Origin of the sequence: Streptomyces sp. NBC_00328 (genome assembly GCF_036139655.1) — a bacterium.
GTDB lineage: Bacteria > Actinomycetota > Actinomycetes > Streptomycetales > Streptomycetaceae > Streptomyces.
This window is the reverse complement of sequence record NZ_CP108013.1, coordinates 6873995-6896751: the sequence shown is the minus strand read 5'-3', so window position 1 is coordinate 6896751 and position 22757 is coordinate 6873995. Positions and strand designations below refer to the sequence as shown.

Annotated in this window: 24 protein-coding genes; 7 read left to right on the top strand and 17 right to left on the bottom strand. The window is 70.9% G+C overall.

The genetic code is table 11. The features are described 5' to 3' along the window. Positions 1 to 132 precede the first annotated feature (132 nt). The 3 genes from OG485_RS30415 to OG485_RS30405 all read left to right on the top strand — a co-directional run bounded on the left by OG485_RS30415 (position 133) and on the right by OG485_RS30405 (position 2889). The gene (locus OG485_RS30415; RefSeq protein ID WP_326785224.1) at positions 133 to 540 is read left to right on the top strand and encodes a VOC family protein; all 408 of its coding nucleotides are present in this window, start codon (positions 133 to 135) and stop codon (positions 538 to 540) included. Positions 541 to 927: 387 nt separating this feature from the next. After that, entirely contained in the window at positions 928 to 2043 is a 1116-nt protein-coding gene (locus tag OG485_RS30410) for an LOG family protein (protein ID WP_328671771.1), read from the top strand. Between the two features lie 186 nt (positions 2044 to 2229). Next, positions 2230 to 2889 carry an LAETG motif-containing sortase-dependent surface protein gene (locus OG485_RS30405; protein WP_425870595.1) on the top strand — a complete coding sequence of 220 codons (660 nt, stop codon included), beginning with the start codon at positions 2230 to 2232 and terminating at the stop codon, positions 2887 to 2889. A 72-nt stretch (positions 2890 to 2961) separates the two neighbouring features. Here OG485_RS30405 and OG485_RS30400 read toward each other — a convergent pair whose 3' ends face one another. The 4 genes from OG485_RS30400 to rlmN all read right to left on the bottom strand — a co-directional run bounded on the left by OG485_RS30400 (position 2962) and on the right by rlmN (position 8263). Continuing rightward, positions 2962 to 4020, bottom strand: coding sequence for an ABC transporter ATP-binding protein (locus OG485_RS30400; protein ID WP_328671767.1), 1059 nt, complete (start codon positions 4018 to 4020; stop codon positions 2962 to 2964). Next, the gene (locus OG485_RS30395) at positions 4021 to 5619 is read right to left on the bottom strand and encodes an ABC transporter permease (protein WP_328674719.1); all 1599 of its coding nucleotides are present in this window, start codon (positions 5617 to 5619) and stop codon (positions 4021 to 4023) included. Between the two features lie 164 nt (positions 5620 to 5783). Then, positions 5784 to 6842: a thiamine ABC transporter substrate-binding protein gene (locus OG485_RS30390; RefSeq protein ID WP_328674718.1), complete on the bottom strand. Its 1059-nt coding sequence runs from the start codon at positions 6840 to 6842 to the stop codon at positions 5784 to 5786. Between the two features lie 314 nt (positions 6843 to 7156). Then, a complete protein-coding gene (gene rlmN, locus OG485_RS30385) occupies positions 7157 to 8263 on the bottom strand; it encodes a 23S rRNA (adenine(2503)-C(2))-methyltransferase RlmN (protein ID WP_328671765.1) in 1107 nt (368 codons plus the stop codon). Positions 8264 to 8598: 335 nt separating this feature from the next. Between rlmN and OG485_RS30380 the strand changes: the two genes are divergently transcribed. Then, positions 8599 to 8931, top strand: a complete 333-nt coding sequence (locus tag OG485_RS30380; protein WP_328671764.1) for a hypothetical protein — start codon at positions 8599 to 8601, stop codon at positions 8929 to 8931. A gap of 104 nt (positions 8932 to 9035) precedes the next feature. Here OG485_RS30380 and OG485_RS30375 read toward each other — a convergent pair whose 3' ends face one another. The 3 genes from OG485_RS30375 to OG485_RS30365 form a co-directional block, all read right to left on the bottom strand. Then, the gene (locus OG485_RS30375; RefSeq protein ID WP_328671762.1) at positions 9036 to 9572 is read right to left on the bottom strand and encodes a DUF4240 domain-containing protein; all 537 of its coding nucleotides are present in this window, start codon (positions 9570 to 9572) and stop codon (positions 9036 to 9038) included. Between the two features lie 85 nt (positions 9573 to 9657). After that, positions 9658 to 9978 carry a GYD domain-containing protein gene (locus tag OG485_RS30370; protein WP_328671760.1) on the bottom strand — a complete coding sequence of 107 codons (321 nt, stop codon included), beginning with the start codon at positions 9976 to 9978 and terminating at the stop codon, positions 9658 to 9660. A gap of 383 nt (positions 9979 to 10361) precedes the next feature. Continuing rightward, a complete protein-coding gene (locus tag OG485_RS30365) occupies positions 10362 to 10835 on the bottom strand; it encodes a carboxymuconolactone decarboxylase family protein (RefSeq protein ID WP_328671758.1) in 474 nt (157 codons plus the stop codon). Positions 10836 to 11037: 202 nt separating this feature from the next. On the opposite strand from OG485_RS30365, the gene OG485_RS30360 reads away from it, so the two are divergent. Both OG485_RS30360 and OG485_RS30355 read left to right on the top strand, forming a co-directional pair. After that, positions 11038 to 11277 (top strand): DUF6233 domain-containing protein, encoded by a 240-nt coding sequence (locus OG485_RS30360; RefSeq protein ID WP_328671756.1) that lies wholly within the window; start codon positions 11038 to 11040, stop codon positions 11275 to 11277. After that, entirely contained in the window at positions 11274 to 11624 is a 351-nt protein-coding gene (locus tag OG485_RS30355) for a hypothetical protein (RefSeq protein ID WP_443048785.1), read from the top strand. The genes OG485_RS30360 and OG485_RS30355 overlap by 4 nt, the downstream gene beginning before the upstream one ends. A 71-nt stretch (positions 11625 to 11695) precedes the next feature. Here OG485_RS30355 and OG485_RS30350 read toward each other — a convergent pair whose 3' ends face one another. From OG485_RS30350 to rpsB, 5 genes are all read right to left on the bottom strand, one after another. Beyond that, a complete protein-coding gene (locus OG485_RS30350; protein ID WP_328671755.1) occupies positions 11696 to 12835 on the bottom strand; it encodes a phosphatidate cytidylyltransferase in 1140 nt (379 codons plus the stop codon). Then, positions 12835 to 13392, bottom strand: a complete 558-nt coding sequence (gene frr, locus OG485_RS30345; RefSeq protein WP_037625129.1) for a ribosome recycling factor — start codon at positions 13390 to 13392, stop codon at positions 12835 to 12837. Before frr ends, OG485_RS30350 begins: the two co-directional genes overlap by 1 nt. 172 nt (positions 13393 to 13564) lie before the next feature. After that, positions 13565 to 14335, bottom strand: coding sequence for a UMP kinase (gene pyrH, locus OG485_RS30340; protein WP_037625128.1), 771 nt, complete (start codon positions 14333 to 14335; stop codon positions 13565 to 13567). A 182-nt stretch (positions 14336 to 14517) separates the two neighbouring features. Continuing rightward, complete coding sequence (gene tsf, locus OG485_RS30335; protein ID WP_328671750.1) at positions 14518 to 15354, bottom strand: translation elongation factor Ts; 837 nt, start codon at positions 15352 to 15354, stop codon at positions 14518 to 14520. Between the two features lie 96 nt (positions 15355 to 15450). Further along, positions 15451 to 16392, bottom strand: coding sequence for a 30S ribosomal protein S2 (gene rpsB, locus OG485_RS30330; protein WP_326785271.1), 942 nt, complete (start codon positions 16390 to 16392; stop codon positions 15451 to 15453). A 270-nt stretch (positions 16393 to 16662) separates the two neighbouring features. Between rpsB and OG485_RS30325 the strand changes: the two genes are divergently transcribed. Next, entirely contained in the window at positions 16663 to 17268 is a 606-nt protein-coding gene (locus OG485_RS30325; RefSeq protein WP_328671749.1) for a murein hydrolase activator EnvC family protein, read from the top strand. Positions 17269 to 17678: 410 nt separating this feature from the next. Here OG485_RS30325 and OG485_RS30320 read toward each other — a convergent pair whose 3' ends face one another. The 5 genes from OG485_RS30320 to OG485_RS30300 form a co-directional block, all read right to left on the bottom strand. Next, complete coding sequence (locus OG485_RS30320; protein WP_328458084.1) at positions 17679 to 18236, bottom strand: TetR/AcrR family transcriptional regulator; 558 nt, start codon at positions 18234 to 18236, stop codon at positions 17679 to 17681. Positions 18237 to 18392: 156 nt separating this feature from the next. Further along, positions 18393 to 19235 (bottom strand): RNA polymerase sigma factor WhiG, encoded by an 843-nt coding sequence (whiG, locus tag OG485_RS30315; protein WP_326785273.1) that lies wholly within the window; start codon positions 19233 to 19235, stop codon positions 18393 to 18395. Positions 19236 to 19506: 271 nt separating this feature from the next. Then, entirely contained in the window at positions 19507 to 20655 is a 1149-nt protein-coding gene (dprA, locus tag OG485_RS30310; RefSeq protein ID WP_328671747.1) for a DNA-processing protein DprA, read from the bottom strand. Then, positions 20652 to 22277 carry a YifB family Mg chelatase-like AAA ATPase gene (locus OG485_RS30305; RefSeq protein WP_328671745.1) on the bottom strand — a complete coding sequence of 542 codons (1626 nt, stop codon included), beginning with the start codon at positions 22275 to 22277 and terminating at the stop codon, positions 20652 to 20654. Before OG485_RS30305 ends, dprA begins: the two co-directional genes overlap by 4 nt. Next, complete coding sequence (locus tag OG485_RS30300; protein ID WP_328447639.1) at positions 22277 to 22648, bottom strand: YraN family protein; 372 nt, start codon at positions 22646 to 22648, stop codon at positions 22277 to 22279. The genes OG485_RS30305 and OG485_RS30300 overlap by 1 nt, the downstream gene beginning before the upstream one ends. Positions 22649 to 22757 lie beyond the last annotated feature (109 nt).

Genomic DNA, 22757 nt, shown 5'->3' with positions numbered 1-22757 from the left:
GGGCCGGTCAGGTGACGCGCCCGCGGGCCGCCCGGCGCGGTCCTCGGGGAAAAGTCCGTACCGGGCGATGATTTCCGGGCGACCCCCCGGTCTATCCCTGCGAACGGCACCACACCGACGGGAGTACCTCGCATGTACCAGCAGATGATCTTCGTGAACCTGCCCGTGTCCGACGTCGCCGCCTCGAGGAAGTTCTTCACGGAGCTCGGCTACACGATCAACCCCCAGTTCTCCACCGACGACTGCGCCTGTGTGGTGATCAGCGACACGATCATCGCGATGCTGCTCGGCAGGCAGCGCTACGCGGACTTCACCAAGAAGGAGATCGCGGACGCGACGAAGACCAGCGAGGTGCTGCTGTGTCTGAGCGCCGAGAGCCGCGAGAAGGTCGACGAGCTGGTCGACGCCGCCATCGCGGCGGGCGGCTCGGGCACCGGCGAGGCACAGGACCAGGGCTTCATGTACGGGCGTGCCTTCGACGACCTCGACGGCCACACCTGGGAGGTCATGTGGATGGACCCGGCGGCGGTCCAGGGCTGAGCCTCACCGCCGGGTCGACGTTCCGGTGCCGGCGCGCGGTACAGGGGTCCACGCGCCGGCCCGCCTCTTCGGGTACGGGGGAATTCAGCCCCTCCGGCGTTTGAGGAGCGGGGTCTGGGGCGGAGCCCCGGGTACGGGAAGGGCAGGGGCGGAGGGGGCGAAAGAAGGTTGCCGGTCCGGCGTGCCGTGAAGCGGCGGGGGTGGACCGCTCGGCCGGCGCCGGGCCGAGGCCGATTGCCCGGGTCGGGTCGCGGTCAGCGGTCAGCTGAGAGGCCGGGGTGACCCGGGGTCTGGTCGCGAGGCCGGGGGATGACCCGGGGTCACGTCGCGGCGGGCGGGGGTCCAGAACCCCGGTGCCCCTTGGGCGGCAGCACCTAGCATGGCCGGGTGCTGCCAACTCCCCTTCACGTCTCCCACGACCGTGAGATCGAATCCCTCGCCGAGTTCGACGAGGCCGTCTCGGCGGGCGGCTCGCTCGCCGGGTTCCGGGTCCAGGCCGTCGATCTGACGGGCCGTACGCCGGACCTGCTGTCCGCGGACACCGCGGGTGCCGTGTTCCTCGGCTGTCCGATGCAGCCCGAGGCGGCCGCGCGGGTCCGGCTCTCGGGTGCCCTCGTCTTCCCGCCCGTACCGGGCCTCCCCCTCGACCCCTACCGGGGCCACCTCTACTCCCCCGACGAGCTCTTCGCCTCGCTCGACGCGGGGTACGAGTCGACGCCGGACGCCCGCGCGTACGCCTGGTTCCAGCGGACCAAGGCCGACGGCGACATATTCGCGTCGATGGTGCGCGCGGTCCACGACGACTCCGTCTCGGACGCGCTCGAGGAACTCCTCGTCGGCGTACGGGTGGTGGGCGTGATGGGCGGCCACGCGATGGCGCGCGGCACGGAGGCGTACGCGGGGGCCGCGCGGCTCGGCCGCACACTCGCCCGCTCCGGTCTCATGGTCGCCACCGGCGGTGGCCCCGGCGCCATGGAGGCGGCGAACCTCGGCGCGTACGCGGCCCCGTTCGACGACGGCATGCTCGACGAGGCCCTGCGTGTGCTGGCCGGCGTCCCCTCGTTCACCCCGTCCGTCACGGACTGGGCGCGCGCGGCGTTCGAGGTGCGCGAGCGCTGGCCCTCGGGCGGCCCCTCGGTCGGCATTCCCACCTGGTTCTACGGCCACGAGCCGCCGAACGCCTTCGCCGCGCACATCGCCAAGTACTTTGCCAACGCGACGCGTGAGGACGGGCTGCTGGCCCGCTCGAACGCGGGGGTCGTCTTCCTTCCGGGCGCCGCCGGGACCGTACAGGAGATCTTCGACAACGCGACTCCCAACTACTACGGATCCAGGGGCGAGCCGACCCCCATGGTCCTGGTGGACCGGGAGCACTGGACCGAGAAGTACCCCGCCTGGGCGCTGCTGACGTCGCTGGCCAGGGAGCGCCCGATGGAGTCGCGCATCACCCTCGTCGACGGCGTCGATGACGCTCCGGAAGCACTCAAACACCTGGGACCTTAACAACTCGGCAAAGCCAACAACAGGGCATGGTCTACGCATTGACAGCACTTAGGTCGCGCTTATACACCTGTGAGGCTCCTGGGGGCGCTGTTGCTGGAAAGATCGCAGCAAATCCCCCGACACCCCCCGCAGTTGCGCAACCTGTGAAGGGCAATCGTGTCCATATCTCGACGCACCGCACATTCCGTGCGAATCCTCGGCGTTGCCTCCGCCTCTGCCGCGCTCGCGCTCGGCGTCGCCGGCAACGCACTCGCTTGCAACATCAAGGACTTCTCGGCCGCCGCCACCTGTGACGGCAACGGGAAGGGCATCATCACCGTGACCGACATCGACGCCTCCGCCAAGGAAGCCACGATCACGGTCTTCCTCGAGCGCAACGGCGCCGACGACCACCAGGTCGGGTCCGCCCAGAAGGTCACCGGCAGCAAGGACGGTGCCACCATCTCCTTCTCGGAGGACTGGGCGCCCAAGGCCGAGTACCGGATCCACGTCAGCGTCCCGAACATCGTGGACAAGGACATCTCGCCGAACCTGGTGACCAAGGACGAGGCCTGCACGACGAAGTCGGAGTCGCCGTCCCCGTCGGCGAGCCCGGAGCCGTCGGAGTCCGCCTCCTCGGACACCCCCTCGGACTCGGCCAGCCCGTCCGACTCGGAGAGCAGCGCCGCTCCGGCCACCCCGGGCGACAACCAGCCGTCCGCGGCCGCCGGTGAGTCCAACCTCGCCGAGACCGGTGCGAACTCCAACACCCCGATGATCGCCGGTATCGCCGGCGCGCTCGTCGTCGTCGGTGGCGGAGCGGTCTTCTTCGGCATGCGCCGCCGTGGCGCCTCGAAGGCGAGCTGAACCACCTCCTGAACGACCGTGTGGCCCGCCCCCGTCGAGGGGGCGGGCCACACGGCTGTCCGGACGTCCCGCTCAACCCGCCTGCCGCGCCGGCCGCTTCGCGGGGGCCGGCGCCCCGAGGACGACGATCTCCGCGGCGTCGAACTCCACCCCGACCACGTCCCCGGGCTCCGGAGCGTCCCGCAGCGCGCACGCGGCCTCCAGCCGGGGCGCGCCCTCCGGCTGGAGCTGTACGGCGACGTGGGTGCCCCGGAAGGTGCGCGCGGCGACCGCGCAGCGCAGCCCGTCCGCCGCGGCCACGAGCCGTACACCGGCGGGCCGTACGAGGAGGGTTCCGGGCCCCTGGGGGGCGCCCCCGGGCACCGGGACCTTGCCCCAGGGGGTGTCGGCGGCACCCCCGCTCACGGTCGCGTCGACCACGTTGTCGAAGCCGAGGAAGCGGGCCACGAAGGCGTCCGCGGGCCGCTGCCAGACCTCGAGTGGCGTACCGGACTGGGCGATCCGTCCGTCGCGCATCACCACGACCCGGTCCGCGAGCGCGAAGGCCTCGCCCTGGTCGTGCGTGACGGCGAGCACCGTCGTACCCAACTCGCCGAAGAGCTGGCGGAGTTCGACGACGAGCCGTTCGCGCAGCGAGCGGTCCAGCTGGCCGAGCGGCTCGTCGAGCATCAGCAGCCGGGGGCTCGGCGCGAGGGCGCGGGCCAGCGCCACGCGCTGCTGCTCACCGCCGGAGAGCGAGGCGACGGCGCGGTCCCGGGCTCCGGGCAGCCCGACGAGGTCCAGCAACTCCCCCACCCGGGCGGCCTGTCCGCTCCTCGACGTGCCCTGCATCCGCAGTCCGAAGGCCACGTTGCCGCCCACGTCCCGCTGCGGGAAGAGCTGATGGTCCTGGAACATCAGGCCGACGCCCCGCTTGTGCGCGGGGACGCCTCCCTGGTCGTGTCCGTCCAGCACCACACGGCCCGCGTCCAGCGGCTGCAGTCCGGCGACCGTCCGCAGCAGTGTGGACTTTCCGCTGCCGCTCGGCCCGAGCACGCACACGATCTCGTGCTCGGCGACCTCGAGGTCGACGGCGTCGAGCACGGGCCGCCCGCCGAAGCGTACGGTCGCGCCCTGGAGGCTCAGCAGCATCTAGAACTCCCCGGTCCGGTCGGTCCGTACCCGCTCCAACAGCAGCAGCGCCACCGCGCACACCACCATCAGGATGGTCGAAAGGGCCATCGCCTGGCCGTAGTTGAGATCTCCCGCACGCCCGAGCAACCGGGCGACGGCGACCGGCAGCGTCGGGTTGTCGGGCCGTGCGATGAAGACGGTCGCCCCGAACTCCCCGAGGGAGACGGCGAAGGCGAACCCGGCCGCGATCAGCAGCGCCCGCCGCACCATCGGCAGATCGACCTCGCGCCACACCCGCCACGGCGACGCCCCGAGGACGGCCGCGGCCTCCCGCAGCCGCCCGTCCACCGCGCGCAGCACGGGCAGCATCGTCCGTACGACGAAGGGGACGCCCACCAGCGCCTGCGCCAGCGGCACGAGGATCCAGCTCGCGCGCAGGTCGAGCGGCGGCTCGTCCAGGGCGATCAGGAACCCGAAGCCCACGGTCACCGCGGAGACGCCGAGCGGCAGCATCAGCAGGGCGTCGAAGCCCCGCATCACCCGGCCCGCGCGCCGGGTGAGGGCGGCCGCGGCCAGACCGCCGATCAGCACGGCGATGGCGGTGGCGGCGAGCGCGTACTCCAGGGAGTTGCCGACCGCCTCGATCGGGGCGACGAGGAAGACGCCTCCGTCGTCGTCGGTCAGGGCCCGGTAGTAGCCGAGCCCCGGTGCGCCGAGGGAGCGCTGGACGAGGACGGCGAGCGGCAGCACGAGCAGAACCGCGATACTCGCCAGCACACCCGCGAGGAGCGCCCACTGCCCGGCACCGCGCGGCCGGCGCGCGGTCGTCGCCGGCGCCACCAGCCGCAGGGCGGTCTCCCGTCGGCGTACGGTCGCCGCGTGCACGGCGAGGATTCCGCCGACGGCCACGAACTGGACGATCGTGAGCACCGCCGCCGTCGTGAGGTCGAAGATCTCGGACGTCTGCCGGTAGATCTCGACCTCGAGGGTGGAGAAGGTGGGTCCGCCGAGGATCTGCACCACGCCGAACGAGGTGAAGGTGAAGAGGAAGACCATGAGGGCGGCGGCGGCCACGGCGGGCCCGAGCGCGGGCAGCGTCACCCTGCGCCAGGCCGCGAGACGCGAGGCCCCGAGCACGCGCGCGGCCTCCTCCTGGCGTGGGTCGAGCTGCGACCAGAGCCCGCCGACGGTCCGTACGACGACGGCGTAGTTGAAGAAGACATGCGCGAGCAGGATCGCCCACACCGTGGTGTCCAGGCGTACGCCCCACAGCTCGTCGAGCAGCCCGCCCCGGCCGACCAGCGCGAGGAACGCCGTGCCGACGACCACGGTCGGCAGCACGAAGGGCACCGTCGCCACGGCCCGGAGAATCTGTTTTCCCCGGAAATCGAAGCGCGCGAAGACATACGCGCCGGGGAGCGCGACCAGCAGCGTGAGCACCGTCGAGGCGAGCGCCTGCCAGGTGGTGAACCACAGCACGTGCCGGATGTCGGAGCGGGTCGCCACGTCCCAGATCCGGCCCAGCTCCCAGCCACCGTCCCCGTGGAGCCCGCGCGAGACGATCGCTGCGACCGGCCAGGCGAAGAACACCGCGAAGAACGCGACGGGCAGGACCATCAGCCCGAACCGCACCGCGCTCCGCCGACGCGCGCCGCGCGAGGCCGCGGCCGCGGCTGCGGCTTCTGCTGCGGCGGCAGCTTCGGGGCCGATGTCGCCGACCCGGCCGGTCCCGCCGACCGAGTCGGTCTTGCCGACCGGCTCGGTGGGACCGGCCTTGTCCGTTACTTCAGTACGAGTGAGGTCCACGACTTGACCCACTGGTCGCGATCGGCGGCGATCTTCGCGGGCGCCAGGATCTCGGGATCCTTGGCCTGCGGACCGAACCGGGTGAACTCCGCGGGCACCCGCGCGCCCTCACGGACCGGGTAGACGAACATGTTGAGCGGCATGTCCTCCTGGAACTCCTTGGTGAGCAGGAAGTCCAGGAACGCCTTGCCGCCCTTGGCGTTCTTGGCGTGGCTGAGCAGACCCGCGTACTCCACCTGCCGGAAGCAGGTGCCGTCCGCGACGCCGGTCGGGGCCGTGGCGGGCTTCGGGTCGGCGTAGATGACCTCGGCGGGCGGCGAGGAGGCGTACGAGACGACGAGCGGCCGGTCGGCCTTGGCCTTCTTGCCGCCGGCGGACCCCGAGAACTCCTCGTTGTACGCCTGCTCCCAGCCGTCCACGACCTTCACGCCGTTGGCCTTGAGCTTCGTCCAGTAGTCCTCCCAGCCCTTGTCGCCGTAGTGCGCGGCGGACCCGAGCAGGAAGCCGAGGCCGGGCGAGGAGGTGGCGGCGTTCTCGGTGACGAGGAGGTTCTTGTACGCGGGCTTGACCAGGTCGTCGAAGGACCGCGGCGGCGCCAGCTTGTGCTCGCTGAACCAGGCCTTGTCGTAGTTGACGCAGATGTCGCCCGTGTCGATGGGCGTGACCCGGTGCTTGTCCTGGTCGGTCCGGTACTCCGGCAGGACCTGGTCCGCGCCCTTGGCCTCGTACGGCTGGAACAGCCCGTTGTCGAGCGCGCGGGAGAGCAGGGTGTTGTCGACGCCGAAGAAGACGTCGCCCTGGGGGTTGTCCTTGGTCAGGACGGCCTTGTTCACGGCCTGACCGGCGTCGCCGTCCTTGAGGACGCGGACCTTGTAGCCGGACTGCTTCTCGAAGTCGGCCAGCACACTCTTCGACACGAGCCACGAGTCGTGGCTGACGAGCGTGACCGTCTTCGAATCGCCCGAGCCGGAGGCGCCGGACGAGCCGCACGCGGACAGCACGGGCAGCGCGACGAGACCGAGCCCGGCGGCCATGACGGCGAACCGTCTGCCGCTGCTGACGGTGGTGGTGATGCTCACTGATTCCTCCTGGGTGACCAGGAAGAGACGCGGCCCTGCCCGGGACCTCTGACGGTTCCCGGGCAGGGCGCAACAGCTTGAGTAACGACCGAACTTCCTACCCAGAATGACCTGGGCAAGGTTCAGAGGGTCTGCGGTCTGTCCCGCACTCTCAGCGCTGTGGCGCTCCCCTGTCGGAATATGAAGATGTCGGACGGTGAAGATGCCGGACGATGGGGTTGTCCGACCATGGTGATGTCGGACGACCGTACGGGCCGACTCGGTTCAGACTACCGCTCGGTCGCGGCGAGCTGGCCACACGCTCCGTCGATCTCCTGCCCCCGGGTGTCCCGGACGGTGACCGTGACGCCATGGGCCGCGATCGCCTCGACGAACGCCTTCTCGTCCTCGGGCCGCGACGCGGTCCACTTCGAGCCCGGGGTCGGGTTCAGCGGGATGAGATTGACGTGTACGGGCTTGCCCTTGAGCATCCGCCCGAGCCGGTCCCCACGCCACGCCTGGTCGTTGATGTCGCGGATCAGCGCGTACTCGATGGACAGGCGCCGTCCGGACCGGTCCGCGTATCCCCAGCCGGCGTCCAGCACTTCGCGCACCTGCCACCGCGTGTTCACGGGGACGAGGGTGTCGCGCAGCTCGTCGTCCGGGGCGTGCAGGGAGATCGCGAGCCGGCATTTGAAGCCCTCGTCCGCGAACCGGTTGATGGCGGGGACGAGCCCGACCGTCGACACCGTGATACCGCGCTGAGAGAGCCCGAGGCCGTCCGGCTCGGGGTCGGTCAGGGCCCGGATCGCTCCGACCACCCGCTTGTAGTTGGCGAGCGGCTCGCCCATCCCCATGAAGACGATGTTGCTCAGCCGCGCCGGACCCCCGGGGATCTCGCCGTCACGCAGCGCCCGCATACCGTCGACGATCTGGTGCACGATCTCGCCTGTGGACAGGTTCCGGTCGAGGCCGGCCTGCCCGGTGGCGCAGAACGGGCAGTTCATCCCGCAGCCCGCCTGCGAGCTGATGCACATGGTCACCCGGTCCGGGTAACGCATCAGCACGGACTCGACGAGCGTGCCGTCGAAGAGCCGCCACAGCGTCTTGCGGGTGGTGTCCTGGTCGGTCGACAGGTGCCGCACGACCGTCATCAGCTCGGGAAGCAGCGCTTCCTGGAGCTTTCCGCGCGAGGCGGCCGGGATGTCCGTCCACTCGGCGGGGTCGTGCGCGTACCGGGCGAAGTAGTGCTGCGAGAGCTGCTTGGCACGAAACGGCTTCTCACCGATCGCGGCAACCGCCTCTTTGCGCTCGGCGGGCGTGAGATCGGCAAGGTGCCGCGGCGGCTTCTTGGCTCCGCGCGGCGCGACAAAGGTGAGTTCTCCGGGTGCAGGCATAACCCTTCCAGTGTCGCAGATCAATACCACCGGCCCAGGCCACAACGGGGTGGGGGCGGTCACCCCTGGCTGCCGCCCGTCACCTTCCTCCGACCTCGCACGGCCCGGGGGCGGCCCGGCGCGGCACCCGGCCGGACCCTCCTGGCGATGTCAGTGCCGGTGTGTGCCTCTCACCTGCTGCGACGATCCACAGGCGTGCGTGCCGGTGAGCAGATGGCCCCGCACCCCGGGTCTGGTCACCGGCTCCGCTCAATCGACCTCAGTGCGCTACAAGGCCTCCCGAAGGAGTACGCCCAGTCGCCGCGCGGTGATCCGTCTGGCACGTACTTCCGCAGGTGTGGGCTGCCTGGCCGGGCTGGGACCAGCATCGTGACGTGCAACCCGACGGCTCGACGACCGGCCCCTACGAGGCATGGCAGGTGATCGGGCTGGTGCTGATTCCGCTGGCACCGGTGTACTGGGCGGCATCCCGGCACTACACCCGAGCCGCTGTCCTCGGCACCACGGCCGGCCTCACCGTCGCCGCCTACTACGACTGGTCGGACGACTCCAGCGGCCTCTTCATGGTCGGCGTGGTGCTGGTCATGATCGGAAGCCTCGCCGTGACCGCCGTCGTATCAGCGATCGTCTCCGCGACACGACAGGGCGGGCGGCCTCCGGGACACTGACGTCTCGGGCCGTCTGCGGGCCAGGAACCGGGCACGCCGCCGGCTTCGAACGGCAAACCCGCCCCACCGACCCTGCCACCGTCGAGGCCGCGGGCCGGTCCGGGTCAGCCCGGGTACAGGGCGGTGAGCCGGGGCAGCAGGGCGGTCATACGCTCACGGTCGTCGAAGCCGAGGTCCGGATCGACTGCTGGGTGGTCGAGGGCGAAGGCGCCCTCGGGCAGTTCGGTGCCGGTCGCCCTCTCGTAGGCGTCCTGGGCGATGCCAAGAATCTCCTCACCGTCGGGTTCGATCCCCTCGGGCGCCGACGCAGAGATCTCCGGGAGCTCCGCCAACTGGTCGGCGTGCGCGACGACGCGTTCGAAGACCTCCCTGCCCTGGGCGATCAGCCATCCGCGGAAGTAGTCGAAACCCTCGTCGAAGCAGGGACTGCCGCCGCTGATGACCCAGGCCGCGGCCCAGAGGGGAGCTCGGTCGGACGCGGCCATCAACTCTTGCAGGACCCGCTCGGCGCCGAGGATGTCCCGGGGGGCGTGCCCGGCCAGCAGCACGGTGGCCTGCTCGGCGATGTCCTCGACGTCGGCCAGGTCGACGGCCATACCGCGGGCCCGCTCGATCAGGTTCCAGAACTCGTCCGCGTCCATGGAGCAGAGCATGGCACCCGGGCTGGACTCGCCAGCGAGGGTCCAGCCGGAGCGCCTGAGGTGGAGTGCCCCCGGCCGGATCGGGTTACGTGCCCGGAGGGCGGAAGGCGACCTCTCTGCGGGCGGCCTCGTCGACTTCGTCGAGGGTGAGAAGCGGTGTGGCCCGGGTGTGGAGGGCACCGCTGGCCTTGACGCTGAGACTGACGGCGGCCATGGAGACCGCGTCGGGGAAGTCGAGGATGCACACGAAGTCGTCCTCTCCGAAGGAGAAGTACATGGCCTCGACGCTCCCGCCGAGGCCGGCGACGACGTGCTCGACGGCGGCGCGGCGGCCGCTCGCGCCTTCCTTGAGCAGGCCCTTCGCCCCCTCGGGGGTATAGCGGGCCTGGATGAGGAACTTCGGCATAGGGGGTGCTCCCTGCCATTGAGGTGTCGGTACGTGGATGCTCTTCCCGCCGACGCCTCGGCCGCCCATCGGAGAACGCCGGGATTCACTCGTAAGACACCGACCGTCGATCGGAGAACGGCGGCGTTCACTCGTACGACCCCGGCCGCCGGACGATTCCGGTGGGCCCCTCGCCGCATGAGCCCACCGCATGAACAACCTGCGCGGCCGAGAAGGAGGAGGAAGAGCAAGAGGAGGAGGAAGGCAGGATCGTCACCATTCCGCCGCCGTCCCCGCCCCCGCCCCACCCTCTCCCTCTCCCTCTCCCGAACCGTCCCCGCCCGAACCGGCGCAGCCCTCCCCGTGAATCAGGTCCCGGCCGACGGACCCCTCGCGTCTCCCGGTTACGCGAACTGGCCGGGCCGGTAGTCGCCGGCGGGCTGCTGGATCATGACGTTCGCGCGGTTGAAGGCGTTGATGAGCGCGATGCAGCACACCAGCGCGGCGAGCTGCTCCTCGTCGTAGTACTTGGCGGCGTTCGCCCAGCACTCGTCCGTGACGCCGCCCGCCGCGTCGGCGATACGGGTGCTCTGCTCCGTCAGCTCCAGGGCGGCGCGCTCGGCGTCGGTGAACACCGTCGCCTCCCTCCAGGCCGCGACCAGGTTGAGGCGCACGGAGGTCTCCCCCGCGGCCTCCGCGTCCTTACTGTGCATGTCCGTGCAGAATCCGCAGCCGTTGATCTGGCTGGCACGAAGCTTCACCAGCTCCTGCGTCGCGAGCGGCAGCGTCGACTCCGCGAGCGGCCTGCCGGCGGCGACGATGTGCTTCATGAACTTGGCCGCCACCGGGCTGGCGAAGAGGTTCAGACGAGCTTCCATGGTGTGCTCCCTGTGTCGTTTCCCGTCGTTACACCTGGTTGACGGAACGACCCGGCACGATGTGACCGGCCTGAATGTGACCTGCGTCTCTCTACGATCGGGCGGCACGCGAGGAGTGCTGTCGCGACGTTCCGCCAGACCCTAGAATCGAACATGTGTCCGAAGAAGTGTCCCGCCCGCAGCATCTGCGCAGCGTCCGCGCGTGGCTGTTCTGGCAACTGCGCCGCACCGACGACACCATCGCCGAGCTGGAGCGCCTGGAGGTCGCGGCCACGCGTGCGGCCCGCACGTCGCCCCCGACGCCGTCCACACCGGCGACTGCGGCATGGCCGGGGAGAACACGAGGCCGCTCGCCCGCGAGCAGGCTCTCCGGGCGATCACCGAAGACGGCGTCACGGCCTGCCCGTACTGCCGCCCCGACACGGATCCGGGTGTCCTGTGAACCACGAACACATACAGCCGAACGAAGACTCGCGCCCCGACCACGAAGGCGCACGGCCCGACGACGCGCACGCGCCGACCGCTTCGACCACCCCCACCGCGCCCACCGCGCCCATCACCGTCGGCCGCCCGGTCGGTGCCGGCGGGCGCCGCGTGACGATCCGCGGACGAAGTGCCGGCATCGCCCACAGCGACGCCGACGTGGTCGAGTTCCTGCGCCGCGCCGGACTGCCCGACGCCTGGGAGTACCTGGACGATCCGCACTGGGTGGAGTGGCAGGACGGCCGGCCCCGCACATACGACACCACCCCTCCGGGTCACGGCGATCACGGTGAGGTGATCGGATGACCCGAAGGGGTGGTGTCGTGGATGTGCGCGCGTCGCGGATACGTACGTCGTAAACGCGTGCGGAGAAACGATCAGCCGGAGCCGACGAAAAGGACGAGCAGCAGCCAGACGACCGGAGCCGTCGGGAGCAGCGAGTCCAGCCGGTCCATGATGCCGCCGTGGCCCGGCAGCAGGGTGCCCATGTCCTTGATGCCGAGGTCCCGCTTGATCATGGACTCGCCGAGGTCACCGAGCGTGGCGCTGGCCGCGACCGCGAGGCCGAGGATCAGACCCTGCCACCAGGTGCCGTCGTCGATCAGGTACTGCATGCACAGCGCACCCGCCACCATCGCGAAGCTGACCGCTCCGAACAGACCCTCGCGGGTCTTTCCGGGGCTGATCCGCGGAGCCAGCTTGTGCTTGCCGAAGCGCCAGCCGATGGCGTACGCCCCCGTGTCGCTGACGACCGTCAGGAGCAGGAAGGTCAGAACGCGGCGCGGGCCGTCGTCGGCGGTGAGCATCATGGCCACGAAGGTCGCCAGGAACGGCACGTAGAAGGCCGCGAAGACCCCCGCGGTGACGTCCTTGAGGTAGCCCTCGGGCGGTTCCGTCATCCGCCAGACCAGCACGGCCAGCGCGGTGAGCGCCATGGCCACCCAGGCACCCTCGGCTCCGCGCACGTATCCGGCGACGACCATGGCGGCCCCGCCGAGCGCGAGCGGCACGAGGGGCGCCTTGATGCCCTTGCGCTCCTCCAGCCGTGAGGTGAGCTCCCAGAGCCCCACCACCACGGCCACCGCTATCACACCGACGAAGACGGCCTTGACGACGAACAGCGACGCGACGATCACGGCGCCGAGCCCGACGCCCACTCCTATGGCCGCGCCCAGGTCGCGTCCCGCACTCTTCTTCTGCGGTGCGGGGGCGGGCTCGGGTGCGGTGCTGGGCATGGGCTCCTGCGGGCTTTGCGGATTGTGCGACGGATCCCCGTAGGGCGCCGTCGGCGGTGAGTCGTTGCGGACCGGGGGGCCGCTCAGCCGAGCGGCCCCCCTGTCGTCATCCTGGTCCCCGCCATGAGCGGGTACGTCGGGCGCGGTGGGCATGGGCCGAGTGTGCTGCGCGTCATGCGCATCGTACGTGGGACCCGCCGGGGCCGCCCCCTGGAGTGGCCCCTGCTCGGACGGCCCCCAGTACCCGGCTTGTGGCGGCGCCCCCCAGGAAGAGTCGTTCATCAGACCTCGAGCAGCTCCGCTTCCTTGTGCTTCAGGAGCTCGTCCACCTGGGCGACATACTTCGCCGTGGTGTCGTCGAGTTCCTTCTCCGCACGGCGGACCTCGTCCTCGCCGGACTCCTTGTCCTTGACGAGCTTGTCGAGAGCGTCCTTGGCCTTGCGGCGCACGGCGCGGATCGAGACCTTGGCGTCCTCGCCCTTGGTCCGCGCGACCTTGATGTAGTCCTTGCGGCGCTCTTCCGTCAGCTCGGGGAACGTCACCCGGATGATGTTGCCGTCGTTGCTGGGGTTGACGCCCAGGTCGGAGTCGCGGATCGCCTGCTCGATGTTGCGCAGGGCACTCTTGTCGAACGGGGTCACCACGGCCATGCGCGGCTCCGGAACGGAGAACGAGGCCAGCTGGTTGATCGGCGTCAGCGCGCCGTAGTAGTCGGCCACGATCTTGTTGAACATCGCCGGGTGCGCACGACCGGTGCGGATCGCGGCGAAGTCCTCCTTGGCGACCACGACCGCCTTCTCCATCTTCTCCTCGGCCTCGAGGAGGGTCTCTTCGATCACCACTTGCTCCTGCGTGTCTTGAGTAGGCCCGGCAGCTTTTCCTCGTCGGAGTCCGGCGGCCGGCTGCGTCGCGTCTTGTTCCTGCACGGTTCCGGACCGGCAGGACATTGTCCATCCCCCGGTCGGGGTCCGTCCCGGACCGGAAGGCGTACCCGGTCCAGCGCGTTCCCCGTCAGGCTCGGCCGCTCTGGTCGCCCACGAGTGTGCCGATCTTCTCACCCTTGACGGCCCGCGCGATATTGCCCTCCGCCAGGAGTTCGAAGACCAGGATCGGCAGCTTGTTGTCCCGGCACAGCGTGATGGCGGTCATGTCGGCGACCTTGAGGTCCCGGGTGATGACCTCGCCGTAGCTGAGCGCGTCGAACTTGACCGCCTCGGGGTTGGTCTTCGGGTCGGAGTCGTAGACCCCGTCCACGCCGTTCTTGCCCATGAGGAGCGCCTCGGCGTCGATCTCCAGGGCACGCTGGGCGGCAGTGGTGTCGGTGGAGAAGTACGGCATGCCCATACCGGCGCCGAAGATGACCACACGGCCCTTCTCCAGGTGCCGCACGCCGCGCAGCGGGATGTACGGCTCCGCGACCTGGCCCATGGTGATGGCGGTCTGGACGCGGCTGTCGATGCCTTCCTTCTCCAGGAAGTCCTGGAGGGCGAGGCAGTTCATGACCGTGCCGAGCATGCCCATGTAGTCGGAGCGCGCCCGGTCCATGCCGCGCTGCTGGAGTTCGGCCCCGCGGAAGAAGTTGCCGCCGCCGATGACGACGGCGATCTGGGCACCGCCGCGCACGACGGCCGCGATCTCGCGGGCGATCTTGTGCACCACGTCGGGGTCGACGCCCAGTCCTCCGCCACCGGCGAACGCCTCGCCGGAAAGCTTCAGCAGGAAGCGGCCCGCGCCTTTGCCGTCGTCGCTCTTCTCGCCGTTGCCGGCCTGGGTGGTGGTCATGGAGATCTCCTCATGGTGCACATACGAAGAAGGCCATTGCCGCTGGGGTGTGTTCGCATCCCATACTCGGCAATGGCCTCCTCGTCAGATCTGCTGTCGTCCGGCACACACGTGTGAGTGCCGACGTACGCGGACGACTGCTGTCGACCCTATCGGGGTCGCGCGTCGATCGCTGTACGGACTCAGATGCCGACCTTGATGCGCGAGAAGCGCTTCAGGGTGACACCGGCCTCGTCCAGAACCTTCTGGACGGACTTCTTGTTGTCGAGCGCGTACGGCTGACCGAGGAGGGTGGCCTCCTTGAAGAAGCCGTTGACGCGACCCTCGACGATCTTCGGGAGGGCGGCCTCGGGCTTGCCCTCGGCGCGGGTGGTCTCCTCGGCGACGCGACGCTCGGTCTCGACGACCTCGGCCGGAACGTCCTCCTTGGAGAGGTACTTCGGCGCGAAGGCGGCGATGTGCTGCGCGATGCCCTTGGCGAGGTCGGCGTCGGCCTTGTCCAGCTCGACCAGAACACCGATCTGCGGGGGCAGGTCGGGCATGGTGCGGTGCATGTACGAGGCCACGAAGGCGCCGGAGAACTGGGCGAAGCGGTCCAGGACGATCTTCTCGCCCAGGTTGGCGTTGGCCTCGTCGACGAACGCCTGAACCGTCTTGCCGGGCTCGATCTCGGAGCCGAGGAGCGCCGCGATGTCCGCCGGGGACGTCTTGACGACGTGCTGGGCGATCTCGTTGGCGACGGCCTGGAACTTCTCACCCTTGGCGACGAAGTCCGTCTCGCACTTCAGCTCGACCAGGACACCGGAGGTGTTGTCGTCAGCGATGATGGAGACCACGGCGCCGTTCTCGGCGGAGCGGCCCTCGCGCTTGGCGACGCCCTTCTGGCCCTTGATCCGCAGCGCCTCGACGGCCTTGTCGACGTTGCCGTCGGCCTCGTCCAGCGCCTTCTTGCAGTCCATCATGCCGGCGCCGGTGAGCTCACGGAGCTTCTTGACGTCAGCGGCGGTGTAGTTCGCCATGATTCCTGGAGTCTCTCTCGAAGTCTGAAGATCTACGGGACGAACGGCGGGGGCTTTGTGGGCCCCCGCCGTTCACAAACCCGAAAGGGTGAGGGGTCAGGCCTGCTCGGCGTCCGCGGCGGGGGCCTCGGCGGCGGGCGCCTCGGCAACCTCGGCCTCGGCGGCGGGGGCCTCGACGGCCTCAGCCTCGGCGGGGGCCTCGGCCTGCTCGGCGTCGGCGACCTTCTCCGTCTCGGCGGAGGTCTGGACCTCGGCGTCGTCGGCCTTCTTCTCGCCCTCGAGCAGGTCGCGCTCCCACGCGGCGAGCGGCTCGCCCGCGGCCTTGTCGCCCGCGGCCTTGCCGGCGCCGGAGCGGGAGATGAGTCCCTCGGCGACGGCGTCGGCGATCACGCGGGTGAGCAGGGTGACGGAGCGGATCGCGTCGTCGTTGCCCGGGATCTTGTAGTCGACCTCGTCCGGGTCACAGTTGGTGTCGAGGATGGCGACGACCGGGATGTTGAGCTTCCGGGCCTCGCCGACCGCGATGTGCTCCTTCTTGGTGTCCACGATCCAGACGGCGCTGGGCACCTTCTGCATCTCGCGGATACCACCGAGGGTCTTCTCCAGCTTGGCCTTCTCGCGCGAGAGCACGAGAAGCTCCTTCTTGGTGAGACCCGAGGCCGCGACGTCCTCGAAGTCGATCTGCTCGAGCTCCTTGAGGCGCTGCAGACGCTTGTAGACGGTGGAGAAGTTGGTGAGCATGCCGCCCAGCCAGCGCTGGTTGACGTAGGGCATGCCGACGCGGGTGGCCTGCTCCGCGATGGCCTCCTGCGCCTGCTTCTTCGTGCCGACGAACATGACCGTGCCGCCGTGGGCGACGGTCTCCTTGACGAACTCGTAGGCGCGGTCGATGTACGACAGCGACTGGAGCAGGTCGATGATGTAGATGCCGTTGCGCTCGGTGAAGATGAAGCGCTTCATCTTCGGGTTCCAGCGACGGGTCTGGTGACCGAAGTGGACGCCGCTTTCCAGCAGCTCCCGCATCGTGACGACGGCCATGGCCGTTCTCCTCGGTGTTCTCGGTTGTACCGCGCATGCCGGACGGCACACGCGCCTGACGCCCGCGATGCGCCTTGCCACAAAGGACCGAGAGGCGCTGACACCGATCTGTGACGACCAGGTGCCGGGGCGTGCGAAGTCGACTCGGTGACCCGAATCGCCATCAGAAGTGTACGGGACCCGAGAGGGGGCAGGTGACGCCGCTGTCCACAACCAGCCGGTACTCCACAGATCCCGGCCATGATCCGCTCGGTGCGGCACGGTTCCCGCATGCGAGTGAACCGATGTGTGCGTGCGTGGCTCCTGCTGTGCCTGGCGGTGACCGTCCTGGGCGCGTCGGCGCCGGTTCACGGGACCGGTCCCGGACCGAGGGCCCCGGTCTCGGTCTCCCCGCCGACGACCGACCCCTCGGTGCCGACGCTCGCCCGCGCCTGGCCGGTGGGCGTCCGGCCGTTCGTCGTACGGGGCTGGGAACCGCCGGAGACGGCCTACTCGCGGGGGCATCGCGGGGTCGACCTGGCGGCCGGGCCCGGCGCCGAGGTACGGGCCGTCGCGTCCGGCCGGGTGTCCTTCGCGGGCCGGGTCGCGGGCCGCGGGGCCGTCTCGGTGGAACTGCCGGGCACGGGGGCGCCGCCGCTGCGGACGACGTACGGACCGGTGCGGGCCTCGGTGCGCAAGGGCGACGAGGTGCTCGCGGGCCAGGTCCTCGGCACCCTGGAAACACCGGACACACACTGCGGGCCGACAGCCTGTCTGCACTGGGGCCTGCTCAGAGGCACGGCCTATCTGAACCCGCTGTCGCTGCTCCCCCCGTGGCTCCTGGGCACGGGCCCGTCCCGTCTGCTGCCGCTCGACACCCCCGACACCCGTCCCTGACCGGCCAGACGCCGGCCAGGCAGGGGCGAGGCGGCAAGGAGGCGAGGAAGCGAGGAAGCGAGGAGGTGGTCAAGCGGGCAAGGCACCCCGGGCCCGTGACGGCGGGACCCAGCCTCGGGGCCGGGACGGCGGGGGCAGCCCGATCCCATGACAGGGCGAGGAGTCCCGGTCTCGGGGGACGGCGGGGGCCCAACCCTGGCTCCGGGACGGCGGGGGGCAGCCCCGATGACGGGGCGGGGAGCCCCGGCCTCAGGAGACGGCGAGGGTCCAGCCCTGGCTCCGGGACGGCCGGGGGCAGCCCGATCCCATGACGACGGGGGCAGCCCTGGTCTCGGGGGGGGGCGGCGGAGCTCAGCCCTGATCCCGGGGGGACGGCGGGGTTCAGCCCTGGCTCCGGGGAACGGCGGGGTTCAGCCCCGGACGCCCCGGAGGGCCATCGTCACGGCCGCCTCCGTGATCGCGGAGGGATCCTCGGCGGCGCCCAGCTCGATACGGCGCACCGCGGCGTCCACCACGCCCTGGAGGAGCATCGCGGCCAGCCGCGGCTCGGCGTGGCCCATCTCCGTGAGCGCCTCACCGATCATCGTGACCAGCCCGCCGTGCGCGGCCCTGATCTTCTCCCGGGCACCCGCGTCGAGTTCACTGGCGGAGATGGCGACCACGGCGCGGTGCCGCCGGTCCCCGACCAGGGCCAGCTGACGGCGCACATAGGCCTCGACCGTGGCCTCGGGGCCGTCCGCCGCGGCCATCGCGGCGGAGACCTCGGCCGCCCAGACGGGGAAGTCGACCTCGCACAGTTCCTCGACGACGGCCGCTCTGGACCGGAAGTACTCGTACACGGAGGAACGCGCGAGCCCCGTGCGCTCGGCGAGCGCGGGGAAGGTCAGCGCCTCCGTCCCGCCCTCGGACAACAGGGACCGCGCCGCGTCCAGCAGGGCGGCTCGCTGCATCGACCGGTGCTCGGCCACGGAGGCCGCTCGAATCCTTGGCACGTCAACCACTGTACGGACGCGGTGCCGCCGACGGGAACCACTCCGCCGAGCCCGCCCCGATGGCGTCCGCCACGACGGGCCCGCCGACAGGACGGCAGGGCGGCACCGCCCGGCATCACGGCACGGCCCGGCTCAGCGTCCGAAACTGGCCAGCTTGGCGCGCAGCTGAAGCACCGACTTGGTGTGGATCTGGCTCACCCTGCTCTCGGTCACCCCGAGCACATTGCCGATCTCCGCGAGCGTGAGCCCTTCGTAGTAGTACAGCGTGACCACGGTCTTCTCCCGGTCGGGCAACGTGTTGATCGCCCGCGCCAGCAGCCTCCGCAGCTCCCGGTCCTCGGCCACCTCGACCGGGTTGTCGGCGGCGGTGTCCTCCAGGGTGTCCATCAGGCTCAGCCGGTCGCCGCCCTCGCCTCCGGCATGCAGCAGTTCCTCCAGAGCGACCACGTTGGCCAGCGACAACTGGCTGAACACCGCGTGGAGTTCCTCCACACCGATGCCCATCTCGGCGGCGACCTCACCCTCGGAGGGGGTGCGCCGCAGCCGCGCCTCCAGCGTCGCGTAGGCGCGCTCCACGTTGCGCGCCTTCTGACGCACCGACCGCGGGATCCAGTCCAGCGCCCGCAGTTCGTCGATCATCGCCCCGCGGATGCGGGTGATCGCGTACGTCTCGAACTTGATCTCCCGCTCGATGTCGAACTTCTCGATCGCGTCGATCAGCCCGAACACCCCCGACGAGACGAAGTCGGCCTGCTCGACATTGGCCGGCAGACCCACGCTGACCCGGCCCGCGACGTACTTCACCAGCGGCGAGTAATGCAGGATCAGCTGTTCCCGCAGCCGCTCGTCACCGGTCGACTTGTACGACCGCCACAGCTCGTCGAGTGTCGAGGGCGCGGGCGGGCGCACGCTGCCGCCGTCGCGGGCGGCTGGCGGGATCGCCGTCCGGTCGGACCCGGAGGTGTGCTGGGGCATTCGTCGCCTTGTGCCGTTCTGCCGTGAACTGGGATGACCTGGGTGTCCTGTCGGCGCCGTGCCGAGATCGCGTGCCTGCTTCGGATTCCTGTGAGCGTAGCGTGACTGGGCTGTCGCAGTGCGCGAAGGGCGGGCTGTCACCCGCACGCGAAACCTTTCCCCGGGACGTCCCCCGGAGTCACGGCGGTCGCCCTGCGTAACTGTCACGAGCCGCCAACTGCGAGGATTCCCAGGCGTGTCGGCATTCCCCCGGACGGCCGAACACGCTCGGTCAGCATCCCTCCCGATCACCTCCGCCGGAGGCCGTCGCCTGGCGTGTCAACTTCCAGCCGTCGCCGTGTCGTTCGACGAATCCAAGTGCTCGGAGTTCGTACAGTCTCCCGACCGCGTCGTCCGTACTGGTCGCCGCCCGCCGGGCGATCTCCTCGGTCCCGGCCGGATCCCGTGCCGGCAGAGCGGCCAGGACACGCACCGCGTCCGGGGGCAGCAGGTCGCGCGGCAGTACGGGACCACGCCGTTCCGGAGCCAGCTCCCCCATGTCGCCCACCAGTTCGGCGACTTCCGCGGCGTCGGACACCAGGACGGCCTCCCCGCGCAGCATTTCGTGCACCCCGGCCGACAGCGCGCTGGTGACGGGTCCCGGCACGCCCATCGTGAACCGGCCCAGCCGCTGTGCGGCGCGGGCGGTGACGAGCGCTCCGCTGCGGTAGGCCGCCTCGACGACCACGGTCCCCCGGGTGAGCGCCGCGATGACCCGGTTGCGAAGGATGAATCTGCTCTGCGTCGGGTGCTCGCCCGGCGGCAGCTCCCCCACGACGAGACCCTGTTCCGCGATTCTGGTGATCAGCTGGGTGTGTCCGCGCGGATAGGGCCGGTCGACGCCGCAGGCGAGCACCGCGACCGTGGCCCCGCCCGCCCCGAGGGCGCCCCGGTGCGCGGCGCCGTCGATGCCGTAGGCGCCGCCGGACACCACCACCCAGCCCCGCTCCGCGAGACCGGCGCCGAGGGTGGCGGCCATGTGCGCGCCGTACTCCGTACAGGCACGGGCGCCGACGACGGCCACCGATCTCAGGGCCCACAACCGCAGACCGGCCGGCCCGCGCACCCACAGTCCGACGGGCCGGGCGTCCCCCAGGTCGTCGAGCTGCGCGGGCCATTCGGATTCACCGGGACAGACGAACCTCACCCCGGCGCCCCGGGCGAGGGCGAGGTCGCGCTCCGGGGCGGCCCGCGCGGCCCTGGCCCGCAGCCCGGCCCACCTTCTGTCGGTCATCCCCCGTGGCTGGTGGCCCAGGTCCCCGTGCAGCCACCGGACCGCTTCCGGGGCCCCGACCTCCCGGATCCAGCGCCCGCACACCTCGTCACCCGGTTCGACGACCCGGGACAGCGTGACCCGGGCCTCGCGTTCGACGGCTGTCATGCCGGCGAGCCGATCGCCATCGGCACACCGCGCGGGATGCCGGTGCGCAGCTGGAGGGCCAGGGCGACGTCCCCTGCGTCGGGCCGGTCGTGTCCGGACAGGTCCGCGACCGTCCAGGCGACCCGGAGCACCCGGTCCAGGCCACGGGCCGTCAGCAGCCCTCGCTCCAGGCCCCGCTCAGCCTCGTCCATCGCTCCCGGCCGCGCCTGCCAGCGTCCGCGCAGCTCGCGTCCCGGCACCTCGCTGTTGGTGTGCCAGGGAGTCCCCTTCAAGCGCTCGGCGGCCCGCTCACGGCCGGCGACGACCCGGTCCGCGACCGTCTTCGTCGACTCGCCCCGCGCCCCGCGCGCGGTGAGTTCGGCCCGGGTGACCGGTTCGACGTCCACGCGCAGATCGACCCGGTCGAGCAGCGGCCCGGAGAGCCTCGCCTGATAGCGGCGGATGACGGAGGGCGGACACTCGCAGAAGTCGTTCGTCGTGCTGAAGCGGCCGCAGGGGCAGGGGTTGGCGGCCAGCACCATCAGGAACTTCGCGGGGAACCTCACCACACCGGCGCTGCGCGCGATCACCACGTGTCCCGCTTCCAGCGGCTGCCGCAGGGCGTCCAGCGCGAAGCCGCTGAACTCCGGTGCCTCGTCCAGAAAGAGCACGCCACGATGTGACAGGGACACCGCTCCGGGGCGCCCGAGCCCCTTGCCGCCGCCGACTAGCGACTGCATGGTCGCGGAATGATGGGGTGCGCAGTACGGCGCGACGTCCACCAGCGGTTTGCCGGGCGGCAGCAGGCCCGCGACGGAGTGGATCGCCGTCACCTCCAGGGATTCCTGCCGGGTGAGGCGCGGCATGATCAGCGGCATCCGCTCGGCCAGCATCGTCTTGCCCGCGCCGGGCGGCCCCTGGAGGAAGACATGGTGGCCGCCGACCGCCGCCACCTCCATCGCGGTGCGTGCCGAGAGCTGGCCGACGACGTCGCCGAGGTCGTGGCCCTGGTCGTGTTCCGGCACGGCGATGCCGCACAGGCCGGTGGCCTCGCCCGTGCCGGGCAGGCGCAGACCGGCCGACAGCGGGTCCGGGCGGCCCCGCTCGTCCGGCTCCTCCTCGGGCACCGGTTCGTCCGCCAGTACCGCGATCAGCTGGCGCAGGCTGCGGACCCCGAGCACCGAGACCCCCGGCACGAGTGAGGCCTCGGCCGCCGCGCACTCCGGCACCACCACCTGTACGTACCCGGCGTCCGCCGCGGCGAGGACGGCCGGCAGGATGCCGCGGACCGGCCGCACCCGGCCGTCGAGCCCCAGTTCCCCGATCATCACGATGTCGGCGAGCACGCGGGGGTCGATCCGCTCGGAGGCGCCCAGCACCGCCGAGGCCACGGCGAGGTCGAAGCCGGAACCGCCCTTGGGCACCGAGGCCGGGCTCAGCCCCACCGTCAGTTTCTTCTGCGGCCAGGACGCGCCGGAGTTGACCACCGCCGCCCTGACCCGGTCCCGGCTCTCGGTCAGACTCTTGTCGGGGAGCCCGACCAGTGTGAAGGCGGCGATGCCCGGCTCCAGGTCGGCCTGGACCTCGACGACGACGCCCTCCACGCCCACCAGGGCGACCGAACACGTACGCGCGAATCCCATCAGGCCACCCCCCGCGCGTGCTCGACCACGGGCGCGCCGCGTTCGGGGATCAGGACGCCGACCAGGTCGATGCGGACGCCGCCCGGCGGGGCTCCACCGTGTTCCTGAAGCCAGCGTTCGGCCAGGCCGCGCAGCCGGCGGGCCTTGGCCGGTGTGACGGCCTCCATCGGATGCTGGAACGCTCCCGCCCCGCGGGTCTTGACCTCGCAGACGACCAGCGCGTCGCCGTCCCGGGCCACGATGTCGATCTCGCCGGTCCTGCCGCAGCGCCAGTTGCGTGCCAGGACCGTCATTCCGGCCCCGGTCAGCCGCCGCGCGGCCAGTTCCTCGCCGTAGGCTCCCAGTGCGTTACGTGCCTCGGGTGTCTTCATGTCGGCACCACCTCCGGCACCGACACTGAGGCCTTGTCACCCAGCTGTTGGATCTTGGTGGACGAGCGGGCGACTGTGGAGAACCCCGTCACCCGTACGAGTCAGCACC

Bases quoted from the DNA above. Each gene is read 5' to 3' on its own strand.
- OG485_RS30415 (WP_326785224.1), top strand. From the start codon at position 133: ATGTACCAGCAGATGATCTTCGTGAACCTGCCCGTGTCCGACGTCGCC.
- OG485_RS30400 (WP_328671767.1), bottom strand. From the start codon at position 4,020: ATGCTGCTGAGCCTCCAGGGCGCGACCGTACGCTTCGGCGGGCGGCCC.
- OG485_RS30395 (WP_328674719.1), bottom strand. From the start codon at position 5,619: ATGGTCCTGCCCGTCGCGTTCTTCGCGGTGTTCTTCGCCTGGCCGGTC.
- OG485_RS30390 (WP_328674718.1), bottom strand. From the start codon at position 6,842: ATGGCCGCCGGGCTCGGTCTCGTCGCGCTGCCCGTGCTGTCCGCGTGC.
- rlmN (WP_328671765.1), bottom strand. From the start codon at position 8,263: ATGCCTGCACCCGGAGAACTCACCTTTGTCGCGCCGCGCGGAGCCAAG.
- OG485_RS30375 (WP_328671762.1), bottom strand. From the start codon at position 9,572: ATGGACGCGGACGAGTTCTGGAACCTGATCGAGCGGGCCCGCGGTATG.
- OG485_RS30370 (WP_328671760.1), bottom strand. From the start codon at position 9,978: ATGCCGAAGTTCCTCATCCAGGCCCGCTATACCCCCGAGGGGGCGAAG.
- OG485_RS30365 (WP_328671758.1), bottom strand. From the start codon at position 10,835: ATGGAAGCTCGTCTGAACCTCTTCGCCAGCCCGGTGGCGGCCAAGTTC.
- OG485_RS30350 (WP_328671755.1), bottom strand. From the start codon at position 12,835: ATGAACGACTCTTCCTGGGGGGCGCCGCCACAAGCCGGGTACTGGGGG.
- pyrH (WP_037625128.1), bottom strand. From the start codon at position 14,335: ATGACCACCACCCAGGCCGGCAACGGCGAGAAGAGCGACGACGGCAAA.
- tsf (WP_328671750.1), bottom strand. From the start codon at position 15,354: ATGGCGAACTACACCGCCGCTGACGTCAAGAAGCTCCGTGAGCTCACC.
- rpsB (WP_326785271.1), bottom strand. From the start codon at position 16,392: ATGGCCGTCGTCACGATGCGGGAGCTGCTGGAAAGCGGCGTCCACTTC.
- OG485_RS30325 (WP_328671749.1), top strand. From the start codon at position 16,663: ATGCGAGTGAACCGATGTGTGCGTGCGTGGCTCCTGCTGTGCCTGGCG.
- whiG (WP_326785273.1), bottom strand. From the start codon at position 19,235: ATGCCCCAGCACACCTCCGGGTCCGACCGGACGGCGATCCCGCCAGCC.
- dprA (WP_328671747.1), bottom strand. From the start codon at position 20,655: ATGACAGCCGTCGAACGCGAGGCCCGGGTCACGCTGTCCCGGGTCGTC.
- OG485_RS30305 (WP_328671745.1), bottom strand. From the start codon at position 22,277: ATGGGATTCGCGCGTACGTGTTCGGTCGCCCTGGTGGGCGTGGAGGGC.
- OG485_RS30300 (WP_328447639.1), bottom strand. From the start codon at position 22,648: ATGAAGACACCCGAGGCACGTAACGCACTGGGAGCCTACGGCGAGGAA.